Here is an 18,022-nt window from a genome sequence, read left to right on the forward strand (position 1 = left end):
GATGATAAAACTAACAAGAAAAGAAATAGCAAGGTACATTGACCATTCATTACTTAAACCAAATTTAACTAATAAAGAAATCGAAGACGGTTGTTTATATGCAAAAGAAATTGAAGCAATAACGGTTTGTGTAAACTCAAATCGAGTAAAATTTGCATATGATTTATTAAAAGGAAGCAATACTCTTATATGTAGTGTTGTAGGCTTTCCTTTAGGAGCTCATACTCCTTTCATCAAAGCAAAAGAGACGGAAGAAGCTTATAAATATGGAGCTGCTGAAATTGATACGGTAATCGACATTGGAGCTATGAAATCAGGAGATTATGACTCTGTTCGCAACGACATTGCAGAAGTTGTAAAGGCTTCACCAGCAATTGTAAAAGTAATTATAGAAACTGCTTACTTGACGGATGAAGAAATTACTCTTGTAAGTAAACTGACTGAAGAAGCAGGAGCACACTTTGTAAAAACTTCAACTGGATTTGCTCCAGAAGGCGCAACTTTAAAAAATATTTTACTTATGAAAAATGCCATTAGCGATAAAATGATGATCAAAGCAGCAGGTGGAATTGCTACATTAGATTTTTCTCTTCAATTAATCGAAGCGGGATGTCACAGAATAGGTATAAGTAAGACAAAAGAGATTTTAGCAGGAATTAACGAGTAATAAAGAAACGACGAATATTGTTGATTACATTATAAATAGTAAGAATAATATCACTCGTACTTCGATATATTTATTGTATATATAACGTATTTTACACATTGATAAAGTTTGTGCTACCATGTCTCTTTGAAAGGAAGATGTAGGATGAAAGGATTTTGTACAAACAATAATGTCTATGTTTAAGTAGGAATTATACAATTATATAAGGAGGGCTTTTGATGTTAACTAAAAGGCAGAATTTGTATGAAACAATAAATGGGGGAAATCCAGATCGATTTGTGAAACAATATGAGTTCATGGAAATGATAGGAGAAACACCTACTTTTGGAACAATGAGTGGACCAGGTACAGAATGGTACACAAACTGGGGTGTTTTTTATCGATGGCCTGAAGGACAAATTGGTGGGTTTCCAGTGCATGACCAAGAGCATATTGTAATTAAAGATATTACAAAATGGAGAGAATATCTAAAAGAGCCTAATCTTAATTTCTCTGATGAAAAATGGGCTCCAGCCATTGAACATGCTAATAGTGTTGACCGTAATGACAAATACGTTACAGCCATGGTTGCTCCAGGTATCTTTGAAATGACTCATCACTTAATGCGCATGGAAAATGCGTTAATGGCATATTATGAAGAGCCAGAAGCAATGCATGAGCTCATTGAATTTATAACACAATACGAAATAAAATTAGCTAATGAAGTGATAAAACGCATTCATCCTGATGCTCTATTTCATCATGATGATTGGGGTAGCCAAACTAATTCTTTTCTGTCACCTGATATGTTTGAAGAGTTCATCGTACCTGCTTACAAGAAAATATACGGTTACTATAAAGATAATGGCGTTGAGTTAATTGTTCATCATAGTGACTCATATGCTGCTAATTTAGTTCCATTCATGATAGATATGGGTATAGACATTTGGCAGGGCCCTATGAATACAAACAATATCCCAGAACTTATTAAAAAATACGGTGGGAAAATATCTTTTATGTCAGGAATACATAGTGGTGTTGTAGATATTCCAAATTGGAAACCAGAAGTGATTGCGAATGAAGTAGAGAGAGCTTGCAAAGAAAATGGCAAGTTATATTATATCCCATGCATATCCCATGGAGGGCCAATGAGCCATTTCCCAGGAGTGTATGAAAAATTGGATCAACAGATAGAAATAATGAGCCATAAAATGTTTTAAGAGGGGCAATCGGGAGTAGCCCTATTTAAAAAATCAGTACACTAATAGGAGCTGTACTGATTTTTTCGTATTAAGAAAAGATAAATTGATCACAAAATACAAAATATGGTATAGTGTGTTATAATTAATTAACCATATTAATTGTGGAGTTAATTTGAATAAAAAAGGAGTTGATAATTATGGATATTATTCATTTTATCATCATAACATTTTTATTGATTATTTCTTTATATGTTTTTTTCCCTGTATCTACTGATCCAATAAGAATATTTAATTTAAGTGAGGAAAAAGAGAATAGAAATATTAAAATGCGGATAATATTAGGACTTATTCTCTTTATTTTATTCATTATTGTTTATTCAAAGTTTTATTTCAATGGGCAAGAAAGCAATATGTCACATTTGCGTCAGTTATTACATGTAGAAACATTATAAAAAGTATTGACAACAAGCAATTAAGGGCTAAACTATAGCTTCTTTCCACAATTAGGACAAAAATGAAAAGGTGTTTCAATGGGATTACCACATTCAAAACAATGATGCATTGGTGAGCAATTGTTATTGATATTATAGCTTAACTCTTTATCCTCAATTACAGTCTCAACACCCGTTTCAAGTTTATTACCTTTATCATTTGATATTTCAAATATAGTATTGCAGCATCTACTGATTAAGTAATACTTTACACCCCATTTGAATAATGGGATAAAGAAAAAATGAAAGTATGAATACTCTTTCACAAGTTTATAAACGCCTAATCTCATACATTTATGACAAGTTATATTATTGATATCCATAATTTCTTTAGATTTAACTTCAACTCCAAAAATTCCAATAAAGAACATCGTTACCTCCTGATGTAAGAATAATTCTAGTTTACACTTTACAATCAAATATGTAAATGTGTAAGATGGTTTAAACATGGAAACAATCCTGAAACTAAAAAAACTTTCCAATACTGAACCCAGTCAAGTGAGATATGAACTATCACGTTAGAACATTGACACCTAATACTACTATTTGAAACATATAAAATGACTCCTAATATGTTATTTAATAATCTTTAGGAATCTTCCCTTGTTTTTAATATTTGTACTTATTGTACGAAGATCGAATTATAAATATCGAGATAGAAAGAAACAAGCCCAACAGAGCACCGATAAACACTAAAGCAATCCCACTAAATATCTCATAAAGCCCATTGTACTGCAATATTTTTAAAATCAATCCATGAGCTAGGTAGACGTATAAGGTTTGGGATCCTAGTTTTGAATAAAATTTTTCACCTTCTGGAATGAGTATAAAGAATCCAATGCTAATTAATGTACTGATTCCGTATAAGGTTAGACGATATGCCCCTGCGTACCACATATCAAGACCAACCATTGCATAAGAGCTTTTTCCCTGCAACAGAGGCCTTGGTATCAAATCGTAGTTCAACAGTACAAATACCAATAAAACACACAATGCCCAAATTGCATACTTCCACTTTATTTCTTTAAGGGTTGAAATATGGTCTCTCTTTAAAAAATAACCCAATAAAAAATACGGAAAGTACACAACTGTTCTTGATAAGGACATAGACAATCCGAAATCTCTGTCATATCCCACTGTAATTCCAACCAAAATGGAAATCAATAGAATCCATTTAATATCTTTTACATAGGGAAAGATCACATACCAAGCCACCAAGCTAAGCATAAACCAATAGGTATAGTAAGGCATTGAATAAGTAAGGTTCATTTTTTGTCCTAATAGGTATTTCATTACGATGAAATACACAGTCTGCATTACTACATAGTACTTCGTATATTTGAATACATATTTGTTGAGGTTTTTAATATACTTCATGAAATGCCCACAAATAATAATAAAGGCTGGCATGTGGAATGTGTATATAAAATAAAACAATCTCTCTAAAAACCACGATTCACCCATGACAGGAGAAAAAGTATGAGTTGCCACAACTAATATAATTAAAAAAAACTTTACATTGTCATAATAATAATCCCGTTGTTTCTTTGTACCTATCGCATTTGCACCAGTTATTACATTTGTTGTATTTGTCAAAATATAAACTCCTCTATGTGAAAAGTGAAAGTTGAAAGGGAAGAAACCTACCTTTCTATAGGTGGAAGCATCACATAATATTCAGTAGGGAAATGAAGGATACTCCTACTAAATAAAGTTTCACTTTATCATTATCATTGCAATAGAATAATTACTATAAATTTTTTTAATCATGTATTTTATTAATACTTTTACTTAGAACAAAAGGTTTTAATAATTCATTGATTCGTAATTCCAGTTTTTTATAGAATGAAAGTCTTACTTTTGAATAGGATTCCAATTTTTTATATAGCTTTTCAGAGACTAAGGATTGGTTTCTTCCAACAGCATCCATAATCATAATAAGGGTACATGATATTATAATTTCCTTCATTAAGGTTGTGGTTCTAGATTCACCTATTATAGGTGTATTGACTTTAAATATATAGGATATCAACCTATTGATGTTTTCGTCAAAGCTCTCATCTTTATTATGTATACTGAATATCGTCTGATGTCCTTCAACCTTGTCTTCAATGGCATCCTGAAGATCATCAAGAAGTTGAAGAAATACTCCATATTCAAAGGAAAATCTAATCTCATCACTTGAAAGATTTCCCTTTACAAGAAAGGCATCAGCAAGGACGGATGAACCACCTTTTAAAAAACTTATAGGTAGAATATCGTCAACTGTCATTTTAGTTTCTTGATCCTGCTTAAGGCTATTTATTTGAGCTTTTTGTATCAATAATATACTTTCATATACTTTAGTATATTTGTCCCTATTATATTGAGATTCAATCTCTTTAACTAGAGCAAATACTCGACTCTCGTGTGCATTATTTGAAAGCTGATTTTCACCATTTAACGCCCTGCTAAGTCGAAGATTAAATTTTTTCTTATCTATCATATCTATTTGTGGATTATCGAGAAAGTTATCAGTATATGGGTAGAGCATACTATATCCATATATGGAAGATGTCAGTCCTAGAGTTATCCCCCACATAATCTGTAGACTATTCATGATCCACACATTTCGCATGGCTTGAAATATCTCAATCGGTTTAAGATGACCATCATCTCTCGTAGCACGACTAATAAACTCATCTGCTACATTTATATATCCCTTATCTATAAAGAATTTTAGGAATGGTTTGTCAAAGAAGTATTTCTTCTTATCAAATTCGAGGAGATAGGAGACTATTATCTCTTTAATACTTTCAGTCTCTGTAAATCTCGGATCTATAGGATTTTTCTCCCTATGTATCTGTATTTCAGTAATTAATTTATCTAATAGGTAGTGTATCTGTTTTTCATTTATAATTTTTTTAATATATGATGTCTTCTTCATTTCTTTAAAATCAGGGAGATCACTACTAAGATAGTCACTTAAGGCTTGTCTAATTAGATAATCCGTTGCAATAGATTTTCTGCTGTCATTGGTAAATGTATTTTCCATAATTCGATTTCACTTTCTATTTTCAATTTGTCATTTTCTAATATATTGTATTTTTTTGAAATTCGCTAATGTTTTCTAATTTAAGATTTATAAGTTTTTTTGTTTTATATACAGTATCTTCTTTTTCATTTATACTTATAGTTTACCTTATTTTTTAGATTTTGTGTTCTACTCTGTGAACATTTTTAATTATATAATAAGAGGATTTCATAAAATCTAAAAAATGTCATGTAATAGCATACTAAAAACTATTTCAATATTTGAAAGGTTAACATTACTTTATGAGGTTAGTTGAATTCAAAATAAGAAAAAGAGTAAAATAGAAAATATTATTTAATAATATGATTTACTGTACCACATGGAACAAAGAAGTTTATAATAAAGGATATAAGAAATAAATGATTTTATGAACCTGAGATTAGGAGATGAATAAATGAGTAATCAGTTTGATTTACAAGACTATGTAAGCAATGGAATTGAAAGTGTAATTAGAGGAATTATAAAAGCTTCATTGAAAAACCCAAAGGAAACAGCTTTTGTCATTAAATTTGCATTAGCTATCAAAGAGGCACAAAGAAAAAAGAAACTCAATGAAGAAAATGGTCATAGTATACCTGCATTTTTAATTTCCAGTATTTCTAGTAGCTGCAATTTATTTTGTTCAGGTTGCTATGCTAGAGCTACTCAATCTTGTGGAGATGGATTTTCTAAAGAACAAATGACCAATGAAAGATGGAAGGAAATTTTTATAGAGGCAAGAGAATTAGGGATTTCTTTTATTTTGCTAGCCGGTGGGGAACCTTTTATGAGAAAAGATGTTCTTCAAAGTGCCGCACAAGTAAAGGAAATCATGTTTCCCATCTTTACCAATGGAACTATGTTTGAGGAAGAAGATATAAAATTATTAGACAAGAATAGGAATCTTGTCCCCATTCTAAGCATTGAAGGAGACAAAGAACAAACTGATAAAAGACGTGGACAAGGTACATATAATATTATAATGGATTCTATGGATAATCTTCATAGCAAAGGAATACTATACGGAATATCAGTAACAGTGACGAGGGATAATATTGAAACTATTACCAGTGAAGATTATTTTGAATTATTGTATAACAAAGGTTGTAAGGCTTTGATTTATGTTGAGTACGTGCCATTAATAGAGGAAACAAAAAACTCGGCTCCAACTGATTTTGAACGAACTATATTAGAAACAGAATTGCAAAAGTTAAGAATGAAGTACGAAGATGCTATATTTTTATCATTTCCTGGGGATGAAAAATTTTCTGGTGGCTGTCTTGCAGCAGGTAGAGGTTTCTTTCATATTAATGTTGATGGCTCGGCAGAACCATGCCCCTTTTCACCTTTTTCAGACACAAATTTAAAGAATTGTAATCTGAGGGAAGCCCTGAATTCGCCATTATTTAATCATTTAAAGGAAAGTGGTATGCTTTTAGAAGAACATGATGGTGGATGTGTGCTCTTTGAAAAAGAAAATGAAGTAAAGGAAATTATGAATAAGACAAAATAAATATATAAAGTTGGTATGTTATTGTCATTTAAAAAAGAGTTAAGACATAATTAGAGATGAATATTGATAATTGGAAAATGAAGAATCAAGATCCATCTCTTACTGATATATGTATTATTCAAGTAATTTAATTTTGTTTAACTTACACTACTTTTGCCATACTTCTCCTACTTCTAAGCCCCACATTTCAAATACATTATTGTAGAACTCTGGTCTTGGGTAATCAGCTTTCATTTCCATATTAAGCTGAGTATGCCCAAGTTTAATTGTTTCTACGACTTTTAGGCCGGAAATCAATTCTGAGATCTTGTCTTTTGGAACTGAAAAGATAATTTCATCTTCAGAAGTCAAGGCACGTTCGTATTCACCAGGATCTGGTACAGTAATACGATAATCGCCATTTTCAATAACGGGGAGAATAGAATAAACGCAGGAGTCGATAGGATCAAATTGAGAGTTCACTACAGCTCCAGTTTTGTATTTTACCGCCCAGAGTATGCTCCGCAGTTGTGCATTATTTGAATAAATCAACACTACATCTGGTTCAAAGTTTGCTGTGATTAAGGGAGCAGAAACTATACCCGCATATTTTCCATACTCTAAGCGTGGAAAGTTTTTAACAAATTCTTTCGCTTTTTTTGGATCTTCGATACCAATGTACTTGGATATTTCATTATAGCTTTCATGTCCTTCATGGAATTCAACTGCACCAAAAGAAATTAAAGGCGCCCAACACCAGTGATCTTCCTTTTGCATAAAAATAGTTTTTTTCTGGCGACGAGACATAGCAAAAGCTTGACATAGTGCAATATGCACACCAAGGTCTTTTTTTGGTTGAATTGCACCATCTGGGATTTCGTCCTCACTTTTCAATAACTTAATAGCTATAGGTGATGTTCTAAGCATTAAAATCCTTTCTAATTCTTTTCCATAGTTACTGTAGTCTATTACATCGGTCATATCTTTTCATCATCCTTTCATTTTTTATACTTTAAAACCTTTGTTCTTTCGCCGAGTCTTCAATTATGCCGATTCCACATAAGACTAATATAATTAGTCTATGAATCATTCATAAGTATGATATTAATCATATCATTTTCAACGACATATAGTCATAGAATTTTAATTATTTTTATAAAAACATACTTTATTATTATATTTAAAGTTTTGCATATTTAAGGGCGTTGTGATAAACGCTTGGTATAACTGTTTACTATGAAGAGAGCGTATCATTGAGTTGAAACGTTCAATACATATCTTAAATTTACTCAACAAGGCACACATAACTACAATTTTTGGTGTTAAGATTGACAAGGAATTACTTCTTGCAATTTTGTCAGGTTTTGGATGTATTGCTGGAGCAACAGCAGGTAAGACTTTAGTTGCAAATTTAATGAAGTTTATACTAGGAGCAGGTACAACAATTGGTGGTGCTATTAGTGATGTGACTGCAAGTGTATTAATTACAGCATTAGCCTTTTCTTACATAGAAGTTATGAAAAAAGTAACAGCCAATCAATATGATGGTAAAGTAACAGAAAATGAAGAGATATCAAAAATGATGTATAATGAACTAAAAAAATATTTCAAGAACAAGTGAAAAAGACAAGACAATAGAAATTCAATAATATCCAATAGTATATAAACATAAAAAGAAAGCAGCTATGAGTAATTATATAGTCATCATAGTTGCCAAATTTTAGTTAGTTCAAAGTAGCTGAATCAGCGATTCTAACTCTGTAGAGAGAACTTTTGCAAGTTCATAATCAGTGTTTTTTAATGCCAATGCTATTTTCATTTCAACTGATTTTTTCTTTTGTTCAATTTCTAAATAATCTCTATCAAAATGACTCGCATAAATCATCTTTCGAAATTTTCTCATACTCATTTTTCTGATGGTCTTATCTTCAATGATTAGAACATAATCCATACAGTTTACAATAGAATAGAAATCATGAGAAATCATGAGAATTGCACCTTTATAGTTTTCTATTGCTTTTTCCAGTGCTATTTGAGTATAGGTGTCTAAATGGCTTGTAGGTTCATCAAGAAGTAAAAAGTTTGCTTTAATAGCAGAAACTTTAGCCAATTGAAGTATATTTTTTTCTCCACCAGATAAGGTTCCTATCTTTTGATTTATGAGTTCTTCGTCAAAACCATAGTCTGCAATATATAATCTGATTTCTGTAGAAGTTTTGAATCCTAAATCAATAAACTCTTCAAGAATTGTATTGGATTCATTTAATATTTCTCCTTGAAGCTGAGATAAATAAGCCATCTTAACGTCCTTATTTAGTTCAATAGAATCATGGTTGTTTTTAAAAATTTCTCGGAGTAAAGTCGTCTTACCCGTACCATTTGAACCTATAAGAGCTACTTTATCTGTAGCTTTAATCTCGAAATTAACATTTTTCAGAAGCATTTCATCAAAGGCAATACTGTAATCATTTACTTTTAAAGCAATGGTTTCTTGGATTTCATTTTCAGATACAAAACTAAAATTAGGATGTTCAATATCTACAAATGGTGCTTTAATTTTACGTGCTTCTAATCTTTCTTGAATTTTAACTCTAGCTTTTAGAGATCTACCTTTGGAAGATTCAGAATTGTTTGTAGCAATAAATCTCAATTTATCGATTAAGATATCATTTCTCTTAATTTCTACATTATCAGCAATAGCTAGTTCTTGTAACTCAATCTTACTTTGAAGTAATGTGAAGTCATAGTCAATGTATCTTCCATCAAACTCTTGGAGCTCCATGTTTTCAAGGTGGACGATTTTATTAAAACAATGATTTAATAAATATCTGTTGTGAGTAATAACAAGCATGATTCCTTTGTGGGAATTTATTAGATTTCTAAGAGATTTCAGATTTTCAAAGTCTAAAAACACCTCTGGTTCATCCATAATTATTAAGTCTGGACTATTTATCATTTCCTTAATTACTTGAATAAGCTTGAATTCTCCTCCACTAAGTGCAGATACATTTTGATCTTCAAGCTTGATTAGGTTTGCTAAATTTAGTTTCTTATTAATTTTGCTTTCAAATTGATCTCCACCAATTGCATCAAATGTGTTTAAGGATTTTTGGTACTTATCTAGTAAAGAATCAATATCAGAAGATGTTTCCATTTCAGTACAAATAGATGCTATTTCATTTTGCAGCTTAATAAATTCTTCCCCGATATATTCAAAAACTGTATTTTCTTTTGTTTTGTCTAGTTGTGAGAACTGACTTACATACCCAATTCTACAATTTGGGTCTATTTCTAATTTTCCATCGAACATATATTTTTCAGGATCCATAATGATATTTACTAGTGTACTTTTTCCACTGCCACTTCTTCCTATAAAAGCACAATGTTGACCTTCTTCTAATGTAAAAGAAATCTTGTTAAACAGGTCTTTTTGCGGAAATGAATAAGATAAGTTATCAATTTTTATCATAATAATACCTCTCTTTATTACTAAAAAAAGCCTATAGAAAATAAGCTCTTCATTAATATATTTTCTTAATTGCAATCTTGCAATTAACTATTATCTAGCAAAGACATTTTTTTTGAGTTTATCATGGTAGCATAACACTATTTACGGTTAAGTTCAATCATTTCATAGGAAATATATAGGAGCGTTAGTTCTTAAAAATTGATGATTATTAAATTATATCTAATTTTCCATTTGAGTAATGAGCTCTTTTTGTCTTTCATAGAATAACAAATTCTTATTATGTTTGAATAAACTGGACGACCCTTGCTGATGATAAACTTAGTACTACTATAGTTGATGGTTAGTTCTGTCATAAGCACAAGAATCTCTTGCCCATCACCAAAGGCTTTCTTAACAAAGGCAAACATATAAATATGGTATAGTATTAACATAATATACTACATATAAAGGCTATGAGCCAGTATCTAGTGAAGCAGCGTGGTAGATTCTTGGCCATTACAAAATTGTTGTAATAATGATTCATGTTCCATCGTGGGATTGATGGAGAAATTGGTGTTGTTGAATATGATAAAGGAGTGAACAAAAATATGATGAAACAAATAAGATTCATAGATATACCTGGAATAAAAGTAGGACATGCTCAAAATATTAATGCGGCTACAGGATGTACTGTAGTACTATGTGAAAAAGGTGCAGTTGCAGGTGTTGATGTTAGAGGAGGCTCAACGACTTGATAACGCAACTTGTACACATCTATGTGATATAACAAATGAGAAAGCGGGTGATAAACATGGTAGATATTCTGATTGTAGAAGATGAACAGGCAATTGCTAATCTAATCTATGCCAATTTGAGCGAAGAGGGTTACCACTGTCAATGTGCTTTTGACGGCAAAGAGGGCGCTAATTTGATTGAGCAAAATGTATATGATCTTATTCTACTAGATATCTGGCTCCCAATAATTGATGGCTACGAATTAATGGAATATATTCGCCCTACAGGTATACCCGTAATTTTCATTACAGCAAAGGGAAAGGTTCAGGACCGTATCAAAGGTTTGAAACTGGGTGCAGATGATTATATTGTAAAACCATTTCAGATTGGGGAGCTTCTTGCAAGGGTGGAAGCAGTGCTCCGGCGTGTGGGTAAAATCAATAAGCAGTTATCCATTTTTGGTGTAGATATCAATTGTGAATCCCATACTGTAACGAAAGACGGAAAGGTCATAAATATGACCGTCAAAGAATTTGATTTACTGGTAGAGCTTGTCCGTAATAAAAATGTGGCTCTTTATCGCGAACGTCTTTATGAAAAAGTTTGGAAAGAACCCTTTACTGGTGAGACAAGAACCCTAGATTCTCATATACAGCGACTCCGCCGCAAGCTTGATTGGGATGAACATATCAAGACGGTATTTCGTATAGGTTATCGGTTGGAGGTGTAACGTGAATCTGTTTTCTAAGGTGTTTTTATGTACTTTATTCATTTTAACACTGTCTTTGGGTGTTGCTGGATATTATCTTATTTCAACGAGCTTCAACGCATCTTTACAGCGTGAAACAGATAGAGCGCTGGAGCAATATCAACTTATTAAATTTAACCTTCAGTCATCTATACTCGGTGCTAATGACAAAGTTCGCTTATCTGACGAGACGCTGACTACCCTTTCTCAACAGACCGTAGAGTTTGCACCAGAGGAAACTTTGGTAGGCATATATGATGGAGATACTCAGAGTTTGATTAGTTCTGACACTGATGTTCCATGGACATTTGAAGATATCAAGCACATATCACAAAACCAGGTCCATTATCAGTTACTGCTTACAGAGGACGACAATAACTTCCTTGTGGCTGTCGGCGCATTTACCCAAAGTGATCAAGAAGTCATACTTTGTATCGCACGAAACATTAATGGGGTATTTTTTGAACGTAGCAATTTAATTAGATCCTATCAGACCATATATGGCATCGTTTTACTGATTAGTACAGTTATTATGTTAGGCTTGTTTGCTATACTTATGTATCCCATTAAAAAGTTGACCCAAGCCACCGTTCGTATTGCAGAGGGCAACTATTTCGAGCGGGTAAAAGTAACCAACAGAGACGAAATAGGCGTGCTCGGTGTGGGATTTAATCGCATGGCGGCTACTATTGAAGCTAAAATTGATGAACTAGAACGAAATGCACATCAGAAAGAGGATTTTGTTGCCAACTTTGCCCATGAACTCAAAACCCCCCTTACATCGGTAATTGGATATGCTGACATGATTTATCAAAAGGATTTATCCAAAAATCAGTTGAGGGAGGCCGCTACTTATATTATAAGCGAAGGAACGCATCTTGAAGCTTTATCTTTTAAGCTCTTAGAATTAACTGTTTTAGGAAGAAAGGATTTTGTGTTGGAGCAATTCATAGCTGACGAATTGCTGGAGGATATTAAGAAATCAATTGCGCCACTGATGGAGAAGAAAAAAATGCAGCTGGAATTTATAGCCCAGACTGCCTATGTCTATGTGGAATATGATTTGATAAAAACTATGCTCCTGAACCTCATTGATAATGGAGTAAAAGCCGAAAGCACACAAATTCGCATTTTAGGTGAGTTTAAAGATGACCTATATACTATAACTGTTGCTGATGATGGGAAAGGCATCCCCGAAAATGAGCTTTACCGCATTACCGAGGCGTTCTATACGGTGGATAAGTCTCGTTCTAGGCAACAACACAGTGTGGGATTGGGGCTTTCTATCGCCGCGCGAATTGCAAAAATACACGGGACACAGCTTCAATATACCAGTAAATTAGGATTGGGCACAGAGGTGTCATTTGTACTTTCTGCAAAGGAGGTAGAGCATGGAGAATCATAAACGGATCACAGGTTTACTTGTATATCTGTTGGTTGTACTAGTTATTATAGCAGGGATGGTGATTCCTAAAATTTTAATCGAAGAGCAACAAGGACGTATATTTGGTAATACGCATATTATCAAAATACAGGAGAAAGAATCAATGTTTTCTAGGAAAGAAACAACAACTATTGAGATAACCCAAACAGAGCTCATAGAAAGGCTTGCTGCATGGAGTAAAGCCCGTGGAACATATTTTTCACGGGAGCCTTACCAGAATGAGCTTTCAATGGATGCCGCGTTTTCTATAGCCAAGATAGAAATGCAAAAATTAATTGAGATGAGCGCAGTTCCCTATATTGACATCCAGAAATATCGTTTAGACAGTGCTGAGTTATGGGCAAACTCTGAAGGAGTGGCGAGATGGACCTTGAAGATTTCTCACGATGAAAAACCGATGACTCTTGAGTTAGATGCGATGACAGGTAAAATTTATATCATTTCTTTTTCATTTTATCAGGGTGATAGTACATTAAACTTTGACAGTACGACTAGACTATTTGCAGAGTACCACGAAATAGAGTCAGTGGAACAATCCTATTACAGTGATGCCGGTATGCATATTTTAACAACAGAAAAGTCAACAGAAAAGTCAACAGAAAAGTTTATGATATATGTCAAGAGCTTTAGTTCATCCACAGATAATTCTAATCTGTCCATTATTTTAGATATTGCACATTAAAAATAATTAACATTTTTCTAATGATTTGCATCTAATACACAACTACGTAAAAAGTAAGGCACATCTCCTTGGTATGATAATATCAAATATTGTATCAAGGAGGCTTTTATGAAACGTGTGATTATACTATTGGCTGGGCTAATTTTGCTAATGTTGTCAGCCTGTCAAATAACACCCCATCAAGAAAATGATACCAAGAAGATTGAAAACAACCTTGCAGCAGTGGAAGATCATTCTTCCATTGAAACACCTTCAGAATTAATCGATGAGAAGGGATCAAAGAAACAGGATCATTCTTCCATTGAAGCCCCCCCAGAATTAACTTATGAGAAGGGACCAAAGAAACAGGATCATTCTTCTATCGAAACACCCCAAAAATTAACTGATGTGAAGATCCCAAAGAAACAGAATCAGTGGAATTTGCTGCTGGCTAACGGGGAATTTCCTTTACCGGAAGACTTTCGAGTGCCGGCACTTAAACAACTAAGTACTGGACACATGGTGGACTCTCGTATTTATGAAGATTTACAGCATATGCTGGTTGATGCAAAGGCTGCGGGAGTATCGCCTATTATCTGCTCAGCCTATCGCTCTGTGGATCGTCAGACAACTTTATTCAATCAGAGAGTTGCAAGAGAGATAGATTCAGGTAAAAATGAAGAAAACGCCGTGGCTGCCACTGCCATGGTAATTGCAGTTCCGGGCACCAGTGAACATCATACAGGATTGGCGGTGGATATAGTAGATATTAACTATCAGCTTTTGAACGAAGAGCAAGAAAACACCCCAGCACAAAAATGGTTGATGGTCAATTCCTATAAATACGGCTTTATCCTCCGCTACCCCAAGGATAAAGTAGACATTACAGGTATTGTTTATGAACCGTGGCACTATCGTTATGTGGGTAAGGATGTTGCCAAAGCAATCTTTGAGCGAAGGATAACCCTTGAGGAATACTTGGATGCACATTAAATTATTGATATTATCAAAAGGTAAAAACTTGACATCTAAATCCAATTAATAGAAAGCTCACAAAAGCACGATTCTAGAGACGAAACGGGACCTTTATATAATATCTGTTGTAGGTGATTTTAGTTTAGTTACGGACGATTATAAGAAAATATAGTATATTAGTGGGAAGTGTACAGCTAATAGTATTTATGTTAGGGATAACGGGATGAGCAGATGCGTATAAAGTCAATAGAAGATCTAGATTTAATAAGTCGATTGAGGGGTTACGTAAACATATTAGGTCCAAATCCCACTGCTGAGAATGATGGAATTTTTGTCATAAGACGTGCAATGGTGATTAGATCTCTTATAGAGAGAAGATCACCTCATATTATAAATGAAAGTGGAGAAACTCAAATTGACAATGGTGTTTTAAGGGCGATGCTTAAGGTTCCTAAATTCAAACATGAGACGAGATCGATTGAGGCCATTTTAGATATGAGTATGTTAAATAAAGTAAAGAAGTGGGAGCAATCTCATTTACCTTCAAAGGAACAGTTAAAACTTCATGTTAACGAAGAACAATTTATTGTACTTATTGTACTAAAATCGAATTATAAATATCAGAGAGAAAGCAACAAGTCCAACAGAGCCTTATAAACACTCAAAGAACTCCACTAAACATCTCATAGAGCCCATTATATTGCAATATCTTCAAAATCAATCCATGAGCTAGGTATATGTATAAGGTTTGGGAACCTAGTTTTGAATAAACTTCCTGACCTTGTGTAATGGTATAAAGAATCCAATGCTAAATAATGTACCGATTCCGTATAGGGCTAGACGATATGCCCCTGTGTACCACATATCAAGACCGATCATTGTATAAGAGCTCAGAGGCCTTGGAATTAAATCGTAGTTCAATAGTACGAATGCTAATATAATATCAACTGTTATTATAAACTTATGAATATTTTATAACAAATAACCTTAAAGTAGACAAATATTGTCTGACACAGACAAACATACCCATATATAGAAGTAGATTAGAGAATCTGTTGTGATAAAATTAGCATTGCTAAGTATACTTAGCTAGTTTTTATCATAATAAGGGGGATTAAGAAATTGAAAATGAAAATGAAAAAAATGCTTGTGATTTTGCTTTGTGTGGCTATGATATTTACATTGGCAGCTTGTCAAACACAAGAAAGTAAAGCTGAGTACAAAGTCGGTAATTATACTGCAAGTGCAACTGGGAAAAATGGACCTATTAAAATAGAAACCATGTTTGCCAAAGACAAAATTGAATCAATTAAAATAATTGAACATAAGGAAACAGAAGGTTATGCTGATGGTGCACTGGAGAGCATTCCGTCTAAAATCGTGTCTGAACAGACCCTAGCAATAGATACGGTAAGTGGTGCGACATTTACTAGTAATGCAATACTAGAAGCAGTAGAAGATTGCATTGTACAAGCAGGTGGAGATGTGGCTGCTTTAAAGGTAGAAAAAAAAGAAAGTGTGACAACAAAAGTAGAAGAAGTAGATTATGATGTTGTAGTCGTTGGTGCTGGAGCAGCTGGTACTTCCGCAGCATTAGCCGCAAGTGAAAAGTCTGATAAGGTATTACTGTTAGAAAAAACAGCCAACCCAATGGGTGCGGGTACTCTTGCAGGTGGAATGTTTGCAGCAGAAAGTTCATTACAAAAAAAAGCAGGTAAGACAGTAAGTAAAGAATGGCTTTATGAGGAATATATGAAATCATCATCTGGTTATATGAATTCTGTATTAGTTAGGAAAATAATTGATGAATCTAGTGAAACCGTTAATTGGTTAATAAAAAATGGGATGGAATTAAATTTAATAGATGCTGGTGTAGGCTTAAGTTATGAAAATGTAGGTAGACCAGCGACACTCCATGGTTATAACGAAGGTGGTACTGTGGCTATAACAAAGCTTATTAAGAAGTTTGAAGATAATAAAGGAACAACGATGTTCGCAACACCTGCTACAGAGCTAATAAAAGATGATAGTGGGAAAATTACTGGAGTTGTAGCGACTAAAGAGGATGGAAGTAAACTAAAGATAAACGCAAAAGCGGTAGTAATAGCTACAGGTGGTTTCGGTGGTAATATTGAAATGTTAAAGGAACAAATTGGAAATAAATATACTCAGGGTCAAGTAGCTTCTAGCACAGGAGATGGTATTAAAATGGCTTGGAGTGCTGGAGCAGATGAATATGGCTCTCAAGCAACCCATTACTTCGCGCAAACATTTACCCCCGAAGAGTTTGGTGCTTTAATCGAATCAGCAGGGGAAGGTTTTTACTCATTGACAGACTTCACTCTTTATCCTCATTTAAGAGTGAACACACTTGGTCAGCGATTCTCAGATGAAACCACAGCTACAAAATTTGGTATCCACGGAGCACAAGTTCATATGCAACCAAATCAGACAGAGTATATAATATTAGACACTAGTATACTGAAAAAAATTGCAAAAGAAGGTTATGCCTCGGTAGAAGAACATTATAGTGCATTCAAAAATAATCAAAATTTTTACATGGAATTTAACGAACCTGTTGATACGGATAAACTTATTGAAAAAGAACAAGCACCTACTGATTACATACCACTATTAAAAAGTGCGGAAGGCACAGGAGTTGTATTTAGTGGTAATGATCTAGAAGAATTGGCAAAAAAAATGGGAGTAAATGCGAATACATTTACTGCTAATGTAGAGCAATACAATAAAGCAATCGAATCGGGTAAAGATAATTTGTTTTTTTCTGACACAAAACGTTTGGTACCTTTAGAAAAAGGGCCATACTATGCAGTAAAATTTGTTGCCCGTAATTTAAGTACTCTAGGTGGCGTAGGAATTAATGAAAAGATTGAAGCAATAGACGGGGATGGTGTTGCAATTCCTGGTTTATATGTAGCAGGTGCAGATGCTGGTGGAATGTATGGACTGTCGTATGTTGATGTTGAAGGAGGTACTTTAGGCTTTGCATATACTTCTGGTAGATTAGCAGGTGAAAATGCAGCTTCCTATATAAACAAATAATTATATAATTGAACCACTCTTTTGAAGGTGATATACTATTAACGATATGTGGATATTATTTAGAC

General features: G+C 33.5%; 15 protein-coding genes and 2 pseudogenes. 12 read left to right on the plus strand and 5 right to left on the minus strand.

Annotated features, from left to right (window positions below; genetic code table 11):
* Position 1: 1 nt before the first annotated feature.
* From deoC to GC105_RS00570, 3 genes are all read left to right on the plus strand, one after another.
* Positions 2 to 667 carry a deoxyribose-phosphate aldolase gene (gene deoC / locus GC105_RS00560; protein ID WP_152800623.1) on the plus strand — a complete coding sequence of 222 codons (666 nt, stop codon included), beginning with the start codon at positions 2 to 4 and terminating at the stop codon, positions 665 to 667.
* Between the two features lie 218 nt (positions 668 to 885).
* Positions 886 to 1,866 carry a uroporphyrinogen decarboxylase family protein gene (locus tag GC105_RS00565; protein ID WP_152800625.1) on the plus strand — a complete coding sequence of 327 codons (981 nt, stop codon included), beginning with the start codon at positions 886 to 888 and terminating at the stop codon, positions 1,864 to 1,866.
* A 179-nt stretch (positions 1,867 to 2,045) separates the two neighbouring features.
* Positions 2,046 to 2,300 carry a hypothetical protein gene (locus GC105_RS00570; protein ID WP_152800627.1) on the plus strand — a complete coding sequence of 85 codons (255 nt, stop codon included), beginning with the start codon at positions 2,046 to 2,048 and terminating at the stop codon, positions 2,298 to 2,300.
* A 32-nt stretch (positions 2,301 to 2,332) separates the two neighbouring features.
* On the opposite strand, the gene GC105_RS00575 is transcribed toward GC105_RS00570, so the two are convergent.
* The 3 genes from GC105_RS00575 to GC105_RS00585 form a co-directional block, all read right to left on the minus strand.
* The gene (locus GC105_RS00575) at positions 2,333 to 2,710 is read right to left on the minus strand and encodes a zinc ribbon domain-containing protein (protein WP_152800629.1); all 378 of its coding nucleotides are present in this window, start codon (positions 2,708 to 2,710) and stop codon (positions 2,333 to 2,335) included.
* A gap of 238 nt (positions 2,711 to 2,948) precedes the next feature.
* Positions 2,949 to 3,935, minus strand: a complete 987-nt coding sequence (locus GC105_RS00580) for an acyltransferase family protein (RefSeq protein ID WP_152800632.1) — start codon at positions 3,933 to 3,935, stop codon at positions 2,949 to 2,951.
* A 166-nt stretch (positions 3,936 to 4,101) separates the two neighbouring features.
* Positions 4,102 to 5,373 (minus strand): hypothetical protein, encoded by a 1,272-nt coding sequence (locus tag GC105_RS00585; protein ID WP_152800634.1) that lies wholly within the window; start codon positions 5,371 to 5,373, stop codon positions 4,102 to 4,104.
* Between the two features lie 433 nt (positions 5,374 to 5,806).
* Here GC105_RS00585 and GC105_RS00590 point away from each other — a divergent pair, with 433 nt between their 5' ends.
* Positions 5,807 to 6,904: a radical SAM/SPASM domain-containing protein gene (locus tag GC105_RS00590; RefSeq protein WP_152800636.1), complete on the plus strand. Its 1,098-nt coding sequence runs from the start codon at positions 5,807 to 5,809 to the stop codon at positions 6,902 to 6,904.
* 147 nt (positions 6,905 to 7,051) lie between these two features.
* Here GC105_RS00590 and GC105_RS00595 read toward each other — a convergent pair whose 3' ends face one another.
* Positions 7,052 to 7,864 carry a DUF169 domain-containing protein gene (locus GC105_RS00595; RefSeq protein WP_152800638.1) on the minus strand — a complete coding sequence of 271 codons (813 nt, stop codon included), beginning with the start codon at positions 7,862 to 7,864 and terminating at the stop codon, positions 7,052 to 7,054.
* Positions 7,865 to 8,141: 277 nt separating this feature from the next.
* On the opposite strand from GC105_RS00595, the gene GC105_RS00600 reads away from it, so the two are divergent.
* Positions 8,142 to 8,504 carry a hypothetical protein gene (locus tag GC105_RS00600; protein ID WP_246169633.1) on the plus strand — a complete coding sequence of 121 codons (363 nt, stop codon included), beginning with the start codon at positions 8,142 to 8,144 and terminating at the stop codon, positions 8,502 to 8,504.
* A gap of 108 nt (positions 8,505 to 8,612) precedes the next feature.
* On the opposite strand, the gene GC105_RS00605 is transcribed toward GC105_RS00600, so the two are convergent.
* Positions 8,613 to 10,352, minus strand: a complete 1,740-nt coding sequence (locus GC105_RS00605) for an ABC-F family ATP-binding cassette domain-containing protein (protein ID WP_152800640.1) — start codon at positions 10,350 to 10,352, stop codon at positions 8,613 to 8,615.
* 590 nt (positions 10,353 to 10,942) lie between these two features.
* On the opposite strand from GC105_RS00605, the pseudogene GC105_RS00610 reads away from it, so the two are divergent.
* From GC105_RS00610 to GC105_RS00640, 7 genes and pseudogenes are all read left to right on the plus strand, one after another.
* Positions 10,943 to 11,077: pseudogene (locus tag GC105_RS00610) on the plus strand (P1 family peptidase); the annotation flags it as partial.
* A 65-nt stretch (positions 11,078 to 11,142) separates the two neighbouring features.
* Positions 11,143 to 11,796, plus strand: a complete 654-nt coding sequence (locus GC105_RS00615) for a response regulator transcription factor (protein WP_152800642.1) — start codon at positions 11,143 to 11,145, stop codon at positions 11,794 to 11,796.
* A gap of 1 nt (position 11,797) precedes the next feature.
* A complete protein-coding gene (locus GC105_RS00620) occupies positions 11,798 to 13,219 on the plus strand; it encodes an ATP-binding protein (RefSeq protein WP_152800644.1) in 1,422 nt (473 codons plus the stop codon).
* The gene (locus GC105_RS00625; RefSeq protein ID WP_152800646.1) at positions 13,206 to 13,940 is read left to right on the plus strand and encodes a hypothetical protein; all 735 of its coding nucleotides are present in this window, start codon (positions 13,206 to 13,208) and stop codon (positions 13,938 to 13,940) included. The genes GC105_RS00620 and GC105_RS00625 overlap by 14 nt, the downstream gene beginning before the upstream one ends.
* 108 nt (positions 13,941 to 14,048) lie before the next feature.
* The gene (locus GC105_RS00630) at positions 14,049 to 14,912 is read left to right on the plus strand and encodes a M15 family metallopeptidase (RefSeq protein WP_152800648.1); all 864 of its coding nucleotides are present in this window, start codon (positions 14,049 to 14,051) and stop codon (positions 14,910 to 14,912) included.
* Positions 14,913 to 15,152: 240 nt separating this feature from the next.
* A pseudogene (locus GC105_RS00635) lies at positions 15,153 to 15,479 on the plus strand (Ryanodine receptor Ryr); the annotation flags it as partial.
* A 543-nt stretch (positions 15,480 to 16,022) separates the two neighbouring features.
* A complete protein-coding gene (locus tag GC105_RS00640; protein WP_246169646.1) occupies positions 16,023 to 17,957 on the plus strand; it encodes an FAD-dependent oxidoreductase in 1,935 nt (644 codons plus the stop codon).
* The last annotated feature ends 65 nt before the right edge of the window (positions 17,958 to 18,022 follow it).

Source organism: Alkalibaculum sporogenes (genome assembly GCF_009362815.1).
In the GTDB taxonomy this organism is placed as follows: Bacteria; Bacillota; Clostridia; order Eubacteriales; family Alkalibacteraceae; genus Alkalibaculum_A; species Alkalibaculum_A sporogenes.